The 19,217-nt window shown below is 36.4% G+C and carries 15 protein-coding genes; 4 read left to right on the forward strand and 11 right to left on the reverse strand.

Annotated elements, in window-relative coordinates; translation table 11 throughout:
• Nucleotides 1–4: 4 nt before the first annotated feature.
• Nucleotides 5–952, reverse strand: a complete 948-nt coding sequence (gene sppA, locus ABMA72_RS06525; RefSeq protein ID WP_392857234.1) for a signal peptide peptidase SppA — start codon at nucleotides 950–952, stop codon at nucleotides 5–7.
• 157 nt (nucleotides 953–1,109) lie between these two features.
• Between sppA and ABMA72_RS06530 the strand changes: the two genes are divergently transcribed.
• Nucleotides 1,110–1,379 carry a hypothetical protein gene (locus tag ABMA72_RS06530; protein ID WP_392857236.1) on the forward strand — a complete coding sequence of 90 codons (270 nt, stop codon included), beginning with the start codon at nucleotides 1,110–1,112 and terminating at the stop codon, nucleotides 1,377–1,379.
• 2 nt (nucleotides 1,380–1,381) lie between these two features.
• Here ABMA72_RS06530 and rlmN read toward each other — a convergent pair whose 3' ends face one another.
• Nucleotides 1,382–2,446 carry a 23S rRNA (adenine(2503)-C(2))-methyltransferase RlmN gene (gene rlmN, locus ABMA72_RS06535; RefSeq protein ID WP_392857239.1) on the reverse strand — a complete coding sequence of 355 codons (1,065 nt, stop codon included), beginning with the start codon at nucleotides 2,444–2,446 and terminating at the stop codon, nucleotides 1,382–1,384.
• 126 nt (nucleotides 2,447–2,572) lie between these two features.
• Between rlmN and ABMA72_RS06540 the strand changes: the two genes are divergently transcribed.
• Together ABMA72_RS06540 and ABMA72_RS06545 are read left to right on the forward strand one after the other, a co-directional pair.
• Nucleotides 2,573–3,433, forward strand: a complete 861-nt coding sequence (locus tag ABMA72_RS06540; protein WP_393056563.1) for an endonuclease/exonuclease/phosphatase family protein — start codon at nucleotides 2,573–2,575, stop codon at nucleotides 3,431–3,433.
• Nucleotides 3,434–3,555: 122 nt separating this feature from the next.
• On the forward strand, nucleotides 3,556–4,386 hold the full coding sequence (locus tag ABMA72_RS06545) for an endonuclease/exonuclease/phosphatase family protein (RefSeq protein ID WP_392857243.1): 831 nt from the start codon (nucleotides 3,556–3,558) through the stop codon (nucleotides 4,384–4,386).
• Here ABMA72_RS06545 and ABMA72_RS06550 read toward each other — a convergent pair.
• Nucleotides 4,376–4,753, reverse strand: coding sequence for a hypothetical protein (locus ABMA72_RS06550; RefSeq protein WP_392857245.1), 378 nt, complete (start codon nucleotides 4,751–4,753; stop codon nucleotides 4,376–4,378). The genes ABMA72_RS06545 and ABMA72_RS06550 overlap by 11 nt on opposite strands.
• 2 nt (nucleotides 4,754–4,755) lie before the next feature.
• On the reverse strand, nucleotides 4,756–6,483 hold the full coding sequence (locus ABMA72_RS06555) for a hypothetical protein (RefSeq protein WP_392857247.1): 1,728 nt from the start codon (nucleotides 6,481–6,483) through the stop codon (nucleotides 4,756–4,758).
• 179 nt (nucleotides 6,484–6,662) lie between these two features.
• On the opposite strand from ABMA72_RS06555, the gene ABMA72_RS06560 reads away from it, so the two are divergent.
• Complete coding sequence (locus tag ABMA72_RS06560; protein WP_392857249.1) at nucleotides 6,663–7,805, forward strand: acyl-CoA dehydrogenase family protein; 1,143 nt, start codon at nucleotides 6,663–6,665, stop codon at nucleotides 7,803–7,805.
• 55 nt (nucleotides 7,806–7,860) lie between these two features.
• Here the strand turns inward: ABMA72_RS06560 and ABMA72_RS06565 are convergent, their stop codons facing one another.
• The 7 genes from ABMA72_RS06565 to ABMA72_RS06595 form a co-directional block, all read right to left on the reverse strand.
• Complete coding sequence (locus tag ABMA72_RS06565; RefSeq protein WP_392857252.1) at nucleotides 7,861–9,984, reverse strand: hypothetical protein; 2,124 nt, start codon at nucleotides 9,982–9,984, stop codon at nucleotides 7,861–7,863.
• Complete coding sequence (locus tag ABMA72_RS06570; RefSeq protein WP_392857253.1) at nucleotides 9,984–10,580, reverse strand: tetratricopeptide repeat protein; 597 nt, start codon at nucleotides 10,578–10,580, stop codon at nucleotides 9,984–9,986. Before ABMA72_RS06570 ends, ABMA72_RS06565 begins: the two co-directional genes overlap by 1 nt.
• 11 nt (nucleotides 10,581–10,591) lie before the next feature.
• Nucleotides 10,592–11,212 (reverse strand): hypothetical protein, encoded by a 621-nt coding sequence (locus ABMA72_RS06575; RefSeq protein WP_392857255.1) that lies wholly within the window; start codon nucleotides 11,210–11,212, stop codon nucleotides 10,592–10,594.
• Entirely contained in the window at nucleotides 11,202–12,095 is an 894-nt protein-coding gene (locus ABMA72_RS06580) for a hypothetical protein (protein WP_393056565.1), read from the reverse strand. The genes ABMA72_RS06575 and ABMA72_RS06580 overlap by 11 nt, the downstream gene beginning before the upstream one ends.
• A complete protein-coding gene (locus tag ABMA72_RS06585) occupies nucleotides 12,082–12,624 on the reverse strand; it encodes a hypothetical protein (RefSeq protein ID WP_392857260.1) in 543 nt (180 codons plus the stop codon). The genes ABMA72_RS06580 and ABMA72_RS06585 overlap by 14 nt, the downstream gene beginning before the upstream one ends.
• Before the next feature lie 11 nt (nucleotides 12,625–12,635).
• Entirely contained in the window at nucleotides 12,636–14,048 is a 1,413-nt protein-coding gene (locus ABMA72_RS06590) for a hypothetical protein (RefSeq protein WP_393056567.1), read from the reverse strand.
• 165 nt (nucleotides 14,049–14,213) lie between these two features.
• Nucleotides 14,214–19,205: a fibronectin type III domain-containing protein gene (locus ABMA72_RS06595; RefSeq protein WP_393056569.1), complete on the reverse strand. Its 4,992-nt coding sequence runs from the start codon at nucleotides 19,203–19,205 to the stop codon at nucleotides 14,214–14,216.
• Between the last annotated feature and the right edge of the window lie 12 nt (nucleotides 19,206–19,217).

Consider the following 19,217-nt stretch of genomic DNA (forward strand, 5'->3'; position numbering starts at 1 on the left):
TCTATTATTTGTACATTAAAGTCGTCGAGCTGTTAGCTTTTACAAAATTCTTAACTGCTCCTTTAACATCTTCTAAGTCTTCAATGATTGAGAAGAAGTTCGCCTTCTTCTTAATCTTCATTTCTGAAAGGTTTAAGTCCCCTTCAAGCTCTAGCTTCGCATGAAGCTCGCGAGCACATGGCCAAAGCCCAACAAGTTCATCAACAAGTCCAAGCTTCTTTGCTTGTGCACCTGAAAAGACTTGCCCTTGAGCAACATCGTTAATTGAACCTTTAATCTTCTCACTACGCTCAGCTGCAACATCATCAATAAATTGCTTGTGAACATCTTTTGTCATCTCTTCCATTAGCGCAGCTTCTTCTTTAGTCATTGGACGATTTGGTTGTCCAATGTCTTTATAGCGTCCGGCCTTAATTGTTTGTGGGTTAACCATGGCGAATTTGTATAACTCAGAAAGGTCAACAAATTGCATGATCACACCAATTGAACCTGTAAGTGTTCCTGGAGATGAACAAATCTTCTCTGTTGCCGCACCAATATAGTAACCACCACTTGCAGCGATTGATGAGAATGATGCATAGATTGGCTTTGGATTCTTTGTTACTTCAGCGTAACTTCCCGCCCCTCTAATTCTTAAAATTTCTTGATAAATCTCTTGAGTTGGAGCAACTGCACCACCTGGTGAGTTAACTCTTAAGATAATTCCCTTAACTGCTTCATCCGCTTCTGCGCGGTGAAGAAGTTGAATTGTTTTCTTAGCGTCCATGATGACACCTTCAACTTCAATTAGGGCAATCTTATCTTTAGACTTCTTACTCGACGAAGCAATATCGTTATTTCCTTTGAAAATTGTCACGGTATAAGCAGAAAATAATATTAGTACAACGAAGAAAACTGCAACCATTGCCATAAGGCCTATGACCGCACGATCTTTTGATTTTGTATTCGACAAAGCATCCTCCCTGAGCTTATAAATCTACCCTTCTATCTTCCCAAAAATATTGGATTTCGTAAACTTTTTAACATGTTACAAACTTGCCGATTAAAGTAAATTTGTCCCTATCCGAAAAGATAGAGGAATAAAACCGCAAATGCGAAGTGAGGGATATATGAAAGGTTTCAGCGTTAAAACAATTGCCATAATTACTCTAGTAATTCAGTCTAGCTTTGTTTTTGCTGAGAAGTATGAAGCTCCTTCATTTTATCAAGAAGCGAAAAAACCAATTTCATTTAAAAAGAAAGTAGTCCACCATAAGACTCAAGAATCTTGGGAAGACTCATATCAAGTTGAAGACGACTCTAAGTCGGAGAAGTCAAAGCGTCTTCCATCTTCTAAAAATACAAATGTTAAGTATTGGGATTACGAAAATAAGAAGTAATCTTATTTCCAAAGATTTAGATCTTTTTCTAGCTCACTCTTAAGCTGGCCACAGGCCGCTAAGATATCACTCCCCTTTGTCGTACGAATTGTTGTCGTGATTCCACCATTATCAAGTTGATTCTTAAACCAGTTGATACGGCTAACACTTGGGCGTTTAAAATTCGATTCAGGGTACTCATTAAAAGGAATCAGATTCACTTTAGATACTTTCTTAGGAAGAAGTTTTAAAAGTGCTTCAACATCTTCGGCGCGATCATTGTACTGGTCAATGAGAAGATATTCATAAGTAATATAGCGATGGGCCTTAAGTGGAATTTCCTTAATCGCCGTTAGAAGCCTGTCCAGATCATAGGCCTTATTAATTGGCATAAGTTCTGTACGAATCTCATTGTGAGCAGCATGCAGAGAAATAGCAATATTAACAGATGGGAATTCTTCTAGCTTCTTAATTGCTGGAACTAATCCCGATGTTGAAATCGTTACTCGCCTCTGAGAAAGGCCTAAGGCCTTTTCATCAACCATAAGTTCAGTTGCTGCCTTAACTTGTTCAAAGTTATGAAGAGGTTCACCTTGGCCCATAAAGACAACATTTGATAGTCGTTCTTCTGGCCCAACTTTTTCTCTTAGAAATTTTGTAACGGCCAGAAATTGGCCAATAATTTCCCCGGCCTCAAGGTGGCGCATCAGCCCCATTGTTCCGGTATGACAGAAAGTACAGCCGATTGCACACCCTACTTGCGAAGAAACACAAAGAGTTTTTCGGTTTGAGCGAGCAGGAATCATAACCGTTTCAACAGTTTTTCCATCTCTCATGGCAACAAGAAATTTTCTCGTTCCATCTTTTGATAGGCCATTCCATACAATTTTAGGAAGTGTAAAATCGAAGTTCTCTTCTAATAGCTCTTTGAGACTCTTAGAAATATTTGACCACCCCTCAGGAGTGTACTCGTGTTTTTCATAGACCCATTGAAGAATTTGATTTGCCACAAAAGGCTTCTGGCCATTCTCTACGAGGAATGATTTCAAAGACTTAGGTGAAAGCGAGTAAAAAAGCTGCTTTTGCATATGATTCTCCAATATTAGGTGACATTTATATGGTCAGGGACTAAATATTACAAGCTCCTCTGTAGAATTTTTGCTATTTAGCCTATTCTTTGATCTATTAAACCTAAATTACAACAAAATCTGCTGATGTCAGAATCATTAGGAACAAATATGAGAAAGCTTGGCCTATTAATCACATCCCTACTGCTACTTCAAGGATCTGTCTTGGCCGCAAATAATATGGCCAATCTTATTTACAAAGTTCCCTCTAAAGACAAAATACTTTCCACAAAGGGAGAGCTTAGCTGTTCTGATTGTAGGCTTAGTACACGATTTAGCGTAACAGTATGGAATATGTACAAAGGAAAAGAGCCTTCTTGGGCAAGAGATTATCTAAAGCTAGCAAGCGAGAGTGAAATCATCCTTGGTCAAGAGTTTCTACTTCAAGGAGAAATGCAGGAGATACTTTCAAGCGGCCAGCGAGAAAGTGTACTAGCAACTTCATTTTATAATACAGATGGAAAAGCAACCGGTGTCTTTACTAGCTCGACGGTAAATGCTGTCACAAAGCAGGCATTTCAAAGCAGTGATCGAGAGCCCATTGTAAATACGCCAAAGCTTTCTGTTTTGACTCAATACCCAGCTGATAATGGAAAAAATGTTACTTTTGTTAATATCCACGCACTCAATTTCGTCGGTATTCAACCTTTTACAATTCAAATAGCAACGCTTCTTAAAGCTGTAAAAAATATCAAAGGCCCAGTTATCTTTGCGGGTGATTTTAATACTAATGCTCCAACAAAAACTCTCATCATGAATATGCTATTTAAAAAAGAGGGTTTCAAACAGGCCCGTTATACTGGAGCAGATGATCGCATGACATTCTTAGGTCAGCCGCTAGACCATATTTGGTATCGTGGACTAAATCTCGTGGAAGCAAGAGTTCTTGGAGAGATAGAAGGATCTGATCACACTCCTCTTCAGGCAGAGTTCGAGCTAATTGATTAGGTATTAGCTTTGACAGTTTAGCTTATAAAAAGAAAAATTCAGCTGCATTTCTTTGCACATTCGTTCTCTCTTATAGATAATTAAAGATATTAAAAAATTAGTTTCAAACAAAAGGATTTGTTATGAAAAAGCTTATGATAAGCTTAGCAGTTGCTTTACTAGCAACACCATCTTTTGCACAAGAAAAGCTCATTCACAAAATTCCAAGTTCAGATAAGATCATTCAAGTAAAGCAAGACCTTTCATGTGATGATTGTCCTTTTCCTAATGAATTCACGATTACTGCGTGGAATATGTACAAAGGAAAGAATGAAACCTGGCGCGAAGACTTTGAAGAACTTATGAATGAGAGCGATATTCTTCTCGGACAAGAGTTTAGCTTTAAAGGAAAAATGAAGAAGCGTCTCTTTACTCCAGAAGATGAAGAAATTATTTTGGCCACTTCATTTATCAGCTGGGGAAAGTACAACACAGGAGTTACTAATATTTCAAAGTATCCTGCAATAGCAATTACGCCTCTTAGAAGTAAGGTAAGAGAACCATTTATCCGCACACCAAAGCTATCTCTAGCAAGTCAGTACAAGCTTGAAGATGGCCGTAGCATTACCTTTATTAATATTCATGCTATTAATTTTGTCAGAAAGAAATCTCTAAAAAAACAAATCACTCAAGTTGTTAACTATATAAGAACAACAAATGGACCAGTTGTTTTTGCTGGTGACTTCAATACGAACTCAAAGTCTAAGATTAAGATGATGAGAGATATTTTAAAGAGAGAAGGCCTTAAGGAAGCTATCTACACAGGCCGTGATGATCGTATGAAATGGCTTGGTAATAAACTTGATTATATTTGGTATCGTGACCTAGAACTAATTGAAGCTAGAGTTCGTGGAGATATCGAAGGATCAGATCACAAGCCTTTACAAGCTAGCTTTAGAATTCCTATCGAATAAAACTCGATAGGAATCCCTTCTTTGTTCTTTCTGGATTTTCTAAGACATTTCCATGTTCAACAAAAGACTCAAGTAAACCACCAATTTTCTTAGTTGTTTCTAAAACCTTATTGAAGCAATCTGGAGAAATTAAGCATACTCTATCTTGCTTTAGACGATCACTAAGATCATACGCAAATTTTGTTAATTCCTCTTCATCAAAGAATCCACTGAGGTGGCCATCAGAAGTTATTTCCATTCTTGGACCCAGCTCGACCTCACTAAAGTCAACTGATGACTTGGCCGTGAAGATCGAACGAATAAAGAAGAGACTGTGCTCTTCACTATAGACATAACTTACATATAAAACTTTATCACTTGCACCCATCTCTACTCCGAAATTATCCCAAAATCTAATGAAATACTTCCCTTAGGCATGAAGCTCAATTCAATCTCATGTGGAGTATTATTTATCTCAACATGGTTTTGATCGATCATCTTTTGAAAAACGTATTCCGATGGATATTTAATATTAAGTTTTTGCTTATAACTTGAAGGATTAAAAAAGCTAATGCGCTTTACCTTATCGTATTTAAGATCAGAAGAAGCAATGGCCCTTTCTTGCCACTTATAGCGAACTTCTCCGCTTTGAGAAATATCACAACCAATATAGCCAATACTCTTCGTTACTTTATTCCAGAACGTATTAAGTTCATCGTCACTACACTCTTGAAAATCATTTGAGTTAAAGATAAGCAGTCGCCCCTCACCCATAGTGACAGTATTAATCTCAGTTAAGAAACGGATCTTCTCGACACTTAATTCATTTTCCAAGTAGAAAGACTCAAGTCTTCTTCTTAAATTCTTTTCAAGGTAAGCAATATCGATAAGAACCTTTCCACCACTCATAAAGAGCTTTAGGACCTTACCTAAAAGCTCAGCATTAATCTCTTTTCCATTGAAGTAGAAGAACTGAAATGGACTTTCAACATAGTCTTCCCAATGAAATTCATTAATATCGCTATAGCTATAATTCCAACTGAATTGATTCTTGCAAAAATCGATAAAACCAGAAAAAGCGATAAGCTCCTTACTTTTAAAGTCCTTCACATTGTGGAAAATATTAACTGCATTTGAAGTTTTAAAAATATAGTCGTTATCCGCGAGAATCGTCTTATCATTATAGAATTCATCTAAACGAGAAGAGTTAATAACCTGCTTCTTTAAATCGGAATAAATCCCATTCTTATTGCGATTAGGAAGAAGAATAGAAGATGGAAGAATTCCATTATCTAAACTCTTAAGGGCATCATCAATGATCTTTGTGTCACTCACTTGATCAAGCATACGATTCTCAATCGAGTTCATCGAGCCTTCTAAGAAAGAGAAGTTCTTTACACCTTGCCAATTCTTTTCCATCGAATGCTTAACAATATCGATATAGATGCGAGAAATCGTTTCATTATACTCTATAATAAACTCATGCTCTTGCTCGGCCGTAATCTTCTCAAGCTTAAGCTCACCCTTTTTCATTTCAACAAAGCGACTAAAACCACTTTGGAATGCTACCGAACGATCAAAGATATAAGAATGAAAGTGGCCATGAGAGTAATGACCGCAGTTGGCCCCCCACAAAGGTGCTTTAATTCCACTTTCTTGAAAGTATGAGTTTAGTTCTGAACAAAAACGAGTAAAGCCTTTATAAACTCGAGGATCATAGAAGCTATAGAAATTATGAATTGTTCCATCACTGTCTGCACTTGCACGGTTTAGGCCGTACTGATCACAGCTAGCAGTTCTAGCTAAAAGATATGGAATACCACCATTTGGTAGATATGGTACCGGTGAAACAGGTAAGAGAAAGATAATCTCCTTATCTAACTCTTTACAAATATCATATAGGCGCTTGAAGTCCGTCTCAGGTTTTTGCTTTGCAAAATCAATCTTATCGCCGGTATCCGTATGGAAGCTCCAATTTATCGGTACGATAATCTTATCTGTTAAAGACGTTTGTTCAATTTTAGATTTCCAAAGAGAAGCTGAAGTTTTCCAGTAGAAAAACCAATTCTCCCCTGGAAATACCGTGTCCTCATCCTTGACTACAGGTGTTGTAAGCATCAATCGACTCCTTAAAAAAATTGTAGGTCATGTAAAACACTTTGACAATTTCAAGTACTTACAATTTTTATCTTCTCACTAAATATAGTCTATTGGCTAAAAACATCTGTGGCATTATTGCCATAGGATGTAAGACACGGTAAGTTATTTTGATTAAAAAATGACAGAGGGGACAGAGTATGTGGTATTTCACAGAAGAAGAAAAACAAATCCAAAAAATGTGTCGTGATTTTGCAAGACAAGAGCTTGCTCCTGTAGCGGAAAAGCATGATACAGAAGAAAGTTTCAACATGGATGCTTTCAAAAAAATGGGTGAAATTGGAGTTCTTGGAATTACTGCTGATCCTGAGTATGGTGGTGCTGGAATGGGTGCCCTTGCTGCAACAATCGTTATGGAAGAATTTGGAAAAGCATGTGCTTCTTCAACTCTTTCTTACCTTGCCCACTCTATCCTTTGTGTTAACAATATTGAAAATAACGCTTCTAAAGAACAAAAAGAAAAATACCTACCAAAACTAATTACAGGTGAGCATATCGGTTGTATGGGTATGTCTGAGCCAGAATACGGATCAGATGCAGTTGGTATTCAAACAAAAGCAGAGAAAAAAGACGACCACTACCTTCTAAATGGAACGAAGATGTGGATCACTAATGCACAATACGCAGATATCGCTTACGTCTATACTAGAACAGGAAAAGAGAGAAAGAACCTTTCAACTTTTATCCTTGAAAAAGACAAAGGTCACTTTGACTTTGGTAGCCCAATCCACAAGATGGGTATGCGTGCTTCACCAACTGGTGAGCTTATCTTTGACAACGCAAAAGTAGGTCTTGAGCAACTTGTTGGTAACGAAGGTGATTCAATTTACCACATGATGAAAAACCTTGAGATCGAAAGAATCACAATTGCTGGTATCTCTCTAGGTATCGCGCAAGCTTGTGTTGATCAATGTATTAAGTATGCAAATGAAAGATCACAATTTGGAAAAACAATTGGTGAGTACCAAATGATCCAAAAGATGATCGCTGAAATGGCAACTGAAACAGAAATGATGAGAAACTTCCTTTACAACGTAGCTTACCGTTACGACCAAGGAGAGAAAGGGCCAGTTGTTGCTGCTCAAGTTAAGCTTGCTATTCCAAAAATGGCAACGAAGATCGCTCTTGATGCTATCCAACTACATGGTGGATACGGTTACTCAAGAGAATTCCCAGTTGAGCGTATGATGAGAGATAATAAACTTAATGAAATTGGTGCTGGTACTAATGAAGTTATGATTATGATCATCGCTAAGAATCTTCTAAAAGCAGCTCAAGTTTAAATAGAAATTCAAATTAAGAAATAAAAAAGCAGCTCCTAGAGCTGCTTTTTTTTTATTATGCTACTTTTAAATCTGGTCTCGTTTCGACAGAGCCGTATAAATCCTGGGCCCAGTTATGGACAAGGTTTTCGATCTCAGTCTTCTCATCTTTTTCTTTCGTGATACGAGTACGTACAAACTTAACAAATTCACGCCAGCTATCATCTTTTCCAGCAATGATTTTACTCTTTCTCATCTCATCACGTTCAACAGAATCAAACTCAATTTGCATAAGATCACGGGCCTTAGTTCCATCTGGTGCAAAAAGGTCTAAGTAATACATTCTCTCAGACTCTTCCATAGCAAAAAGTAATGAAACTTTCTTTCCAAGGTCGTAATTAGCAAGCGCTTCTTTTAGGAACTTAGAAGGTAGCTCACTTACAAGCTCAGAAGGGAAATTCTTCTGGCTCAGCTCTGTAAACTCTTCAACATTAATATTCTGCTTAAGCGTATTGAAAATACTCTTTTCCACCGCCGCAGAAACGTTTGGAAGAATATCGAATAATTTCTCAACGAATGGAAGTTTCGACTTCGATTCAACATATTGAGAAAGGACTTCTTTAATACGAGCTTGGTTATCTCTAACCTCTTGTTCTTTAATGATAACTGAAGACATTAGAATTTGATCAACAGTTTCTGTGTCACAACTTGAAAGAACTTCAGCAACAAAGCTTTCACTTAGAGCATTAAGAACAAGTGAAACAATGTACGGATCTTTTTCATAGATCTGATTAATCATTTCAGCATTAAGCTTAAGAAGTAAATCGTAAGTATTAGGGTCTTCAATGACAGAAGGAAGAATAACACTTTGTACGATTTGATTACTAATATAGTCATTTGCTAAAGATAACTCACTTGCATTAAGCGGTTTATTAAGGAGATCTCTCCACTTCGCCTTTTCTGGCTCACTTAGCATCTTAAATACATCTGTTAATGCACTATTATCAATTTGTTGAACAAGTGCTCTAAGGGCCGCATGTCCGCTCTTTGTATCTTGTGCAATCCATTTCTTAACCAGAAGAATTGCTTCTTGAGGAGTGTTATCTGCAAAAACCTTAAATCTTTCAATACCATTAAGAGAGTGTACGCCACCAAGGCCATCTCCACCGCCACCACCAGCGGCCAACATCTCTCCAGCTCCCCCATCATCGTCTGATTCAGAGCTATCACTTTGCATTGTAAAATTACCACCTGCTTGAGCAGCACTATTAAGTTCAAAGAACTTAGAAATAAGACGATTTCCAACAAATCCAATCAGTAGAACACCAAGAACGATTGCAATAATATTTGAAACGCTACTTAATGCCTTTAGGAAATCACTTTTAGAAATCACATCTTCTTTTTGAGGTACATTAATCGTATAAGAAAATTTAAAGTTAGGAGTAATATCATTTACACCAAGCTTGATTGACTTAATCAGTCCTTCAATTCTAACTCTTTCATCCTTAGCAATATCATTTGGAAGACGAACAGAAATATTAATTTCAGAGATATTTTTGAAAATATCAATAGAAGTATTATACTTCCACATCTGTTCAATCATACTAGGCTTGGCCTTAGATGCGTCTCTTAGTTTTTTAATTTGATCAACTAGCTTCTCTTTTTCCTTAGAGAAGTCTTCTTTCATTTTATTAATCTTATCTTTAGAGTTATCCCCCATTGTCAGTAAGATCTTACCAGAAGGAGAAAAGTCATTGAAATCATCGATAAGTGGAGCTTCCATACCTAAACGAGAGAAAACAATACTCTCACCGTAGTCAGTTTCTGGAACATCATTAGTAAATTTAATTTCAGCGTCAGATTTTGTTTTACCATCTTCAGCTGCATTAGCTTGATCAGAATCGTCTGCAAGATCTAATTCCTTACCACCTTTTCCATTAACACCTCCGGCACCACCTTGAGGCGAAGGATTCAATGGAATACTGAAGTTAGGAGTTTCAGGAGTATTCGTTACGATTTCAACATCAACAAAGAAATGCTCATGGCCAAGAATAACTTCCGTCCCTCTTTGTAACTTATCATGAACTTTCATTTCTAGTTCATTCTTTTGCCACTCAAGACTTGGCAGGACATTCATCTTTGGATTTGAAATGGCCGCAGAAGAAAGTAGTAGTAATGAGATAAACGCAAACTTCTTCATTATTTACCTCCTTCATTCTTAGAAACATTAAATTTCTTCTCTAAGTAAATCTTCATTTTATAAGCTTCTCTATTTTTAGGATTAATCCCAAATGCCTTACGATAAAAAGCAAGAGAGTTTTTAAAATCTTTCTTAAGGTATGAAATTGAACCTTTCATTTCATGGATAATTGAGAAATGAGGAAATTTTGCTTCTAGCTTTTCTAGTTTAGCGAAAGCAAGATCAAAGTTCTTCCCTCTCATTAGTCTTAGAACATCAAATAAATCACCGACAAGGAAATCAAAATCCTGTGCTAATTCAATATCTTTTTCAACCTTTAAGTTCGCGCTGATATCAATATCTGATTTTGCTAGCATTGGAACAGATAAACTATATGGCTCAAAACCAGGCTTAAACACTTCAATTTGAACTGGCCCATTTGCACCGTAATTGGTCTGCATTGTTTCAACATCAGTTTCATAAGGAGTCTTTCCAAGAGAAACTCTTTTACCATTTTTATCAATAACGTATACGTCACAATCACTAGGATCGGACTTAACATTAAACTTAGCAGCAAATACAGATGTAGATAGTAATAATAGTAATAAGTACTTCATTAAAAATTTATTTATAGATATTGGCTAATACCTACAAATACCCCCATTTTAATTCCAGTTGTTTTAATTCCTGTTGCACGACTAACTGCCGCTTCAGCTTTAATTGTTCTATTTTTACCCCAACGCCAACCAGCGCCTAGGTTTACCCCTAAATCAAAGAAAATATCTGAGTATTTAGCAGAATCAGTATTATAAATAACGTAACCAGGGCCTACAAAAGCACCCCAGTAATACTTACTTGTTGGTGTGATCGTTAGATTTTGGCCATTACTTGTGTATGTGTACTTCGTACCAATATCGCCAAAGTACCAATTCATTCCAACAACAGTTGAGTAAACACCCGTCCCCTCTGCTGACATCATTGGAAGAACACCACTAATATAGTAACTTTTCTTTAACTCTGATTTGAATTCCCAATTTACCTGAATTGAAATTGCAGATACCGCAGCAGCTGCTGCATCGGCAGTCTCATCACCTGTTGAAGTACCATCAGTATTTTGAAGAGTACTTTCATTAGGAGTTACAGAGTAATTCATCATCCCTAGTGAGATACTAGCAGAGTTATAAAATGTTTCGTTTGCAAAGAGACTTGAACTTAATAGCCCAAGAATCAATAGCTTTTTAAAGGCCACCTACAGTCCCTTTTGAAACATGCCATCGAACGCCGTCGATATCATTTACATTCAAAGTTATTTTTAGTTTTGACTGATGATCTGCTCTAAAGTTCTTAACATAGAGAGAAGTATAAAGATCTGGTAAGCGTGACTCCATCACCTTACAAATATCATTCAGACGCATCTTTCTTCCATGCCAACTAATATTTGACTGAAAGTCACCATCCGAGAAGTTAAAGCTAGAGAAAACACCAGTAATTTGTAACCCGTTTTTTCCTCTAGAGAACTCAACTGCACAATGAGACTCTTCTGTCTTCATATTTAAAACACCGTAGAGTAGCTCAACAAAGTCTCTTAGTAGCATCTTTGCTTCATTATTATTTGAGTAAAGAATGCAATCATCAGCATATTGAAAATCTGATAATGTCAGATTGTTATTAATCCAGCTAAGTCTCTTACCAAACACTTCATCTTCAATCAGATTATATGCATCTAGCTTTTTTGACTCCATCAGTGCCGTTCTCTTTTGAGAGACCTTATTCATAACATCAACAGGGATTTTGTAAATCCAACCATAGCGGTAACCTGTCGACTCATCCATCGATGTGTGGATGATATAGTCATTTAGAATATCATTACAATTCTTGAAAAGATTACTTGTATCAGCAAGTCCCTTCTCTTTACGAAATGTTTTCTTAAAGAAAGCATCCCAATTTCCACCTTTAAGGTTTACATTATTAAACATTTTTCTGAACTCAGAATTAACTTTGATTACTTGGTCGTTTTCATCAATCACGACTAGAGCAATACCTGGAAGGTTCTTAAAGACCTTAGTCTTTTTAACTGTTTTATCTAATTCAACCTTTTGGTTTGTGTTATCTGCCACATCAAAGAACTTCATTTAATACCTCACGATTTCTAAACTGTAGAAAATCTTTTTCATCAATATTTTTATATTTAACTTTTAAAACTAAATTCGTTTTCTTAGCGCTACGAGTGAGCCTAATTGCAACAAGATTCTTAAGTCCACGTCTACCAAAGATGTCACTTTGCATATTACTTACCGACGTTCTGATATTTCCAATGTCACATAGCTGAATCGTCATAAAACTAGGTGTTACATAGAGCTTCACACCAGCAATATCCCCTACAACTCTCTTTAAAAGCTTCATTTCATCAATTAATAACTTTTGAACAAGATATGCATTGATTAACTCTTTCTCTAAACAATTTTGTAAGATCTTAATCTCAACATTCTTGATTTTTAGGGCCTTTAAGCATTGATCCTTAAAAGACTTACTAAAAATTGAAAAATCTTTAACCTGTTGCCTTTGATTATCACCAAAATAAATTAGTGTTTCCTCTTGAATAGGCTTTACCTCAGGTACCGAAGAAGAAAATAGGCTTTCAATTTTGTCCTTAAAATCCATAGTAATTATTCCTAATTATAAACTAGCCTTACGCCAAAGATCTGGTGAGAAGTATCAAAAGCTGACGTTGCCGCTGAAGCGAGATTTACAACTTCAACATATCCACCAAGACCAAAATTTTTATATAAATTCACTGAGAAATCTAACACGTACTTATCACCATCTAATGGCGTTGAATCCCCTGTCGTACTTAAGTCAGAAGAACCAATAAGGGCCTTCTTATAGAAGCCTTCAATAACAGTCTTCTTTGCAAAATGCTCACTGATATACTTAAAACCAAAACCAAACCAAAAAATATTATTAGAAAAACCAGAGATCCCCGTTCCTCTATCTTTAATATTGGCAAAACTTATGCTTTCATATTCAGCATCAACTGAAGCAAAAAATGAATCACCGATTAGAAGCTTATTATAAGCACCGTAAGCAGACATACGAGGAGAGATTCCATAAGGATTTTCACTAAGAATATTTGAAAATGAACCACCAACAGAGAAGTACTCTTGCCACTCCTCTACCTTGTAATTACTTAGATACGTAATATTCACACTTGTAAGATTGGTTCTTGTATCAACGACTTCACTTGTATTAAGTGTATTTGAAGCTAATGTTGTCTCTTTTAAGTATCCAATTGCATAGAAGCTATCTGGAATTAGCGTAAGTGTTGATGCCTCAACCTTTTCAGGCTTAGCATTCATTCTGAGGTCTAGATCAGGAGATTTGAAATTACTAATTTTAACTTTCTCTTCTTTCTTTTTGGCCTTCTTCTTTTCTTTTTTCTTTTTATTTATCTTTTTGACATCTCCAGCAACGATAATCTCCTCGACAACAGGAGACTCATCAACAGAAAAAATGCTTACAGCATTCGTATCATTAACTCGTGGAGAATTGAGAGAATTGATTGCTGAAACAATCTCATTCTTTAACTTCTTCTTTGCTTTCTTTTTCTTAGGATCTTCCTTTGGTGGCCTAAGGCTTGATGAACCGTCACCATAGAATAGTTCATAAAGTAGCTTTCTTACTTCTAAATGAAATCTCTTTCTAGGAACATTATCTTTAAAAACTTGTGTTACCGTCTTTCCGTTTTGAACATCTAAGATTTTAAAGTCGAGAACATATGAATTATTACGGTTTTTCTTAGTCGAAAGATCAAGTGCGAAAGTATTTTGATAAATTGCTGCTGCACTATCTCCCATTAAAATTTCAAATGAAGAAGTTCCAAGCACAATTTCCATTGCTGACTTACGAATTAAGGCAAGATCTCGCCTATCAATTCCCTTTGCCTGCGTCACTTTAATCATCATATAAGGAGTAATCTCCTCTTCCTGAGCAGCGTCCTTACCTTCAACTTGAACGGCCTTAGCGTCCTGTGCAATTGAAGAAAATGAGAGAAAAAATGTAAGAATATAAATGTAAAACGTATTCATCACATAAATATTCTAAGTTAATTAAATACTAAATAATACGGGGCAAAATTCTCTTAAAACACCTGAATTTATTGAGAATTTCATAAAGATTTCGTTAAGATTTAAACAAAAATTAAGTTTGTATTACCTAACTATATTTTAATTGGTAATACAAACTTAATATTATTAGAAATCATCTTGTGAAACACGACATCTAGCTGCACCACTAAAGTCGTCGTAAGCATAAATAATTGTATCGAGTGGGAAGTCTTCCCCTCCAACAATTTTCGATAAGGTATTACAAGTACAATTATCACAGCTCTTAATAAACATAATGCTATCATCTTCATTGTGCATATTTGTTAAATCACAACTAAAACCTGGAAATAATGGTGCAATATCCTCAGGTGCATCGGCCAACCAGTGTGGGAATGCAAAGAATGGATAATCACTATTTGTGTCGTCTGCATTAATTAAGTAGTAATCGTTTAAGTTAATAAGCTCTTTAGCTCTACTTCTATTACCACCATTTTTTCTAATTGTACGAGTTGCTCCCTCACAATTTTCAATCGCTTCAGACTTGGTAATGAAAGTTGGCGAGCCAGATCCTTCAGGTAGAGCAAATTTATCGATAATAAACCCTCTCGAGTAATCGTAAATTGCAGACTCATCAGGAACGACAACTTCTTTCGTTGAGAATCCATTAGGCATCGAAATATACTGTTTACCAGATGATGTTTCTCTAACTGCAACAACTCTTAAGTAATAGAATCGATTCTGTAGAAGTCCAGTAATCTCAACATTTGGAGTCATTCCCGCTGTTTCAACAAAAGTTAAACCAGTTGAGTTGTAAAGGTCACTTAAACTACTTTCAAACTCACTATAGTAAACACGATAAGAAATAATTGGACCCCAGTCATTATTGATTGGCGCAAAGTCAACCCATTCTAAATAAACTCTTCCCGTATCATCTGTTTCAACATTAAAAATTTCATTCGTCATTGCATTTGAACGATTTGGTTCAATAAATCCTTTGACATAAATTGGCAGTGTCGAAACTGACGCCCTCTTACTGTCGTAGTATTTTAAAATGGCATAGTTTTCACTTTCATCTACGTACTGCCCGAGGTATGTATCATCAAATGTGAATGTTACTCTCATTGTACAAGTACTCGTTGTATTTACGTTAAATCCCCATTCCTCTTCAGGAAGGGCGCCACCTTCATCATCACCAAAGAAACAAGGTCGATTTAATTCAACCTGAATAAATCCTTGATTGTAGATTGTATGAAAGTCCCCTGCTGGAATCGTTGCACTTTGATTACCTACGAATTCCCTATACTCTTTTAGAAAACTTGCTTTCTCATCACTTGGATTATTTAAATTAATATTCTTAATCAAAGATCCACTTGGATAAGCTGAAAGAATCGGGTGAGCTGGATTCGTGTAAGTTCCAATATCAATAAAGTATGCATTTGGGATAGTTCCACCTGAACCATCACTAATATTATTTGTGATTAAATTCCCGGCAGCTACTTTGGCCGGATCGACTGCTGTAAATTGAATTCTAAATGATTCTGCATAATACTGATCTGTACCAATATCATAAGAAACAATACCGTAGCGAGTTGTTATCGGTAATTCCGCGATACTAGCCTTATGTTTTACATCAGCAAAACAAGAAGCGCCGGGAGCTAAGGTTGCTCCACAATTAACAGACTCAAGAGAGTATCCCACACCGGCCCCATTATTATCGTGGATGGCACCAAGTAGTGATGTCTTTAAGTTAAATTTCACATTATTTACAGTAGTCGTTCCTTCATTTGTAAAAACAAGGCGAGTTTTTGCATAAACATTTGAACCTCTAACGGCTTCAACACCAACAGTTGTTGCAGCATCATAATCATTCATCACAAGATTGTGATTCGTTTGTGCTGGGTCTAATGTTTCAGTATGTGAAGAAGTTAACTCATCGTATTCAACTGTATACTTTTGAGACTTCAATGAAAGTCTTCCTGTATTTGCTGGAACAGCTTCAGCAACCACTAGAATACGTAGTGATTTAATGTTGTCCGTGTAAGCATAAGTATCGCGATCAACTAGAGTTTGAGAACCATCTCTATATTGAACTTCTAATTCAGTCTGAAATGTTCCTTGTGTTGCAGGTGCAAAACTTAATTCAATATTTGCCAGAGATGCTTGCCCAACAGTTCCAGGCATTGTTGTAACAGCAAATTCACTATCACCATTTAACATTTGAACTAACGAAGAAGCTTGTCTTTCTCCAGCATTATAAAGCTGAAATGGAAGAGCTACAGTCTCTCCTGCATAGAAAGTTCCTGCATAATAAACATAATCATAAGTTGTATCACGATATGGAGCAATTCTATTGATAGACTTTGTCGGAGCATAGGAGATTGGCTCAGCTGCCGTTCCCTTTGCAAGATCACGATACATTGCAGGGATAGTATAACTTCCAAAGCTTTGTCCCCATTCTCCTGCTTGTGGTGAATGAGAAGGAATATTAACTTGTTGACGCCATAGAATTGCACTAATCATTGGCTGGGCGCCTTCTGGGACAAGTGCAGCTGATCTTCTAGAATTGATAGCAATCGGATAAGCTTGAGTTGTATAAAATCCACCATGGCCATCTAAGTCAGGAGTGTATCCAGTTGCAGCGTCAGCAATACCATCTCCATCAAAATAGTCAAAAATGAAGAAGTCTTGAATCATCATCCCACTAGTATATTCTCTAAGCGCATGCGAACCATTTAGAGGTGCAGAAAAATGACGTTGCCATCTACGATCATTTGTATTGTAGTAACTATCTTCTCGTTTATCATTTGATAACTTTTCCAATTCAATTGTTAGGCTACAAACTTCTCCAGGAGAAAGAAGTGAAGGAGCATTTGTACCAGCAGGAGTTGAAGCCGGTCCCGTCATTCCACCAAAGTCCATAAAGTCATAACAGTCTTTATCAACACCTGCGACAAGTGCTGAACTTGGGTTATCAACAATTTCACCACCAAATAATGGCATTCCTGGACTAGGTGCCCAAAACGGAACACCTGGATAAAAACCTGGTGCACTAAAATCAATATATGTGATACCACCAGTACCAACATTTTCTAATTTTAAATGGAAATAACGTGTTTCATTGGCCGTAACAGGTGAGTAAGTAATCCCATCAGTCATTGCAAAATCAGAGAAAGCTAGGAATCCTTTTCTAACAAGAAGGCCACGCATCTTCATTTCAATTTCACGATCAGTGCGAGGAGACATATCATCATTATAAGTTGTCCCATCTTTGTATTTGATTCTGAAAATTTTATAACGTTCTGGATACGCATTAAGTACATCATACATTGCTGAGTTTTCTTCATTCTCTGCCGCTGTACTATCTGGATTTGTTGATACAATTGGGTTTAGATCAAATAAGATATCACATTGCCCATTATATGGATTCAGAAATCCACATCCTGAATTTTTAACATTTTGGTAGTAGTTATTAATATGATAACTTGTTTCAGTAATAACATTTGCAGTAGGTTGTGCACCATCTGTAACACTTACAACCTCTCCAAATGTCGAACCACTATTATTAACTCTGATTCTAAGTCTTTCTTTGTAGTTTGAGTTTGCAATAAGAGAGATACGTCCTAAGTCATAGTCAAATAAATCATTATCAGCAGTATCTAAATTATTATATATTCCATTTTTGTATTCAATTACATCAAAGCTTAGTTTTGCAGCGGCCAAGTAATTAGCATCTTCAACAACGTAGTTATTCTCATCTGAGTCTAGGTCATTTTTAATAACGACATTATCTTTCCAAGTCGAATCATAACGAACATTAAAACGGTAATTATTAAAATTTCCATCTGCTTCAAACTGAACACTAGGATGAAAAGTAACGTTAAAGAAACAAGAACCACCTGGATCAGCAATCGTTCTACCAGCAACTTGTTTTAATGCTGTATTTGTAATTCTTCCATCTTCACCACGGATATAGTTAAAATCATTTACATCAATAAAACACTTACTAGTATCAAAGAATTTAAAAGGAATTGTTGTCAGCGGAAGATCACTTGCACTACTTGTTAAATCTCCTGCAGGATCTCGACAGACAAGATTATCACCACCAGTACTATCATCTCTTAAACAACGTGCAACAAGTGTATTTGAAGCATTTCTTACGTCAACACTTAGAACAATCGCTTCTTTATATCCCTTATTTGAAACTTTTAATGTTTGCGTATCGATATTCCCAACAACGAGATCATCGAAACTTAAGTTAGGAAGACCACCGATTTGGATATCACCTTCGATTCGAATTGACTTGGCATCAAAGTAAACGTTAAGAGCATTAATACCACCCTCAGGATCACGGCCATAGTCAAATCTTATATTTGAGTTGTAATCAACATCAACATTTCCATCTGGTGCACCAACACCGTAGTTCTTTGCCTCAAATTCAACAACAAGTTCACAAGTTTCATTTTGTAAGAGCACAGTTCCACATGTATTTGAAACAATGCTGATCGCATTTGACGTCGTGTTATCTAGCTTTGTCATTGTAATATTGCGGGCCCTTAACTCTCCCGTATTAACAACAACAAGTCTTTGAGAAAATACTTTTGGTTCTGTTCTTTCAACAACACCGAATGAATAATTAATTGTCTCCTCTTCAAATACTAATGATGCAGGAGTTCCTGTTAAGAATTTTAGCTGAGTTGATTGTGAGAAATTATCAATAAGGGTCTTATAGTTAAATTGAAGATCTTGCGTGTGGATTCCTGAAGTACGTGCTTCATATCTCAACTTATAATAACAAGTTGCTTTAGAGGCAATAATAAGGCCACAATCTCCACCAAAACCAGGGCTTTCTGATTCCCCTGCTTCATCAGGAAAGAATTTAACACCTGCAGATGAAGCTTGATCAATAAGTAATTGAGCATCACTTAGGTTATATCCAGTATTATTCTTAACTCTAATAAGAATTTCGTCACCAAGACCGCCTAGAAGGAATTCACCTCGATCGAGATTTCCAACGACTGAAAATTCTACCGTGCCATCGACTCCATCATTTAAGATTTCAGCAGTCTCCTCCGCCTTCTCGACAGGGGTACACGAGATTATTGTAAAAAAGAATAAGATCAACCAAACGTACTTCTTCATTTATTCTACCTT

This window comes from Halobacteriovorax sp. CON-3 (assembly GCF_043196995.1).
Taxonomy (GTDB): domain Bacteria; phylum Bdellovibrionota; class Bacteriovoracia; order Bacteriovoracales; family Bacteriovoracaceae; genus Halobacteriovorax_A.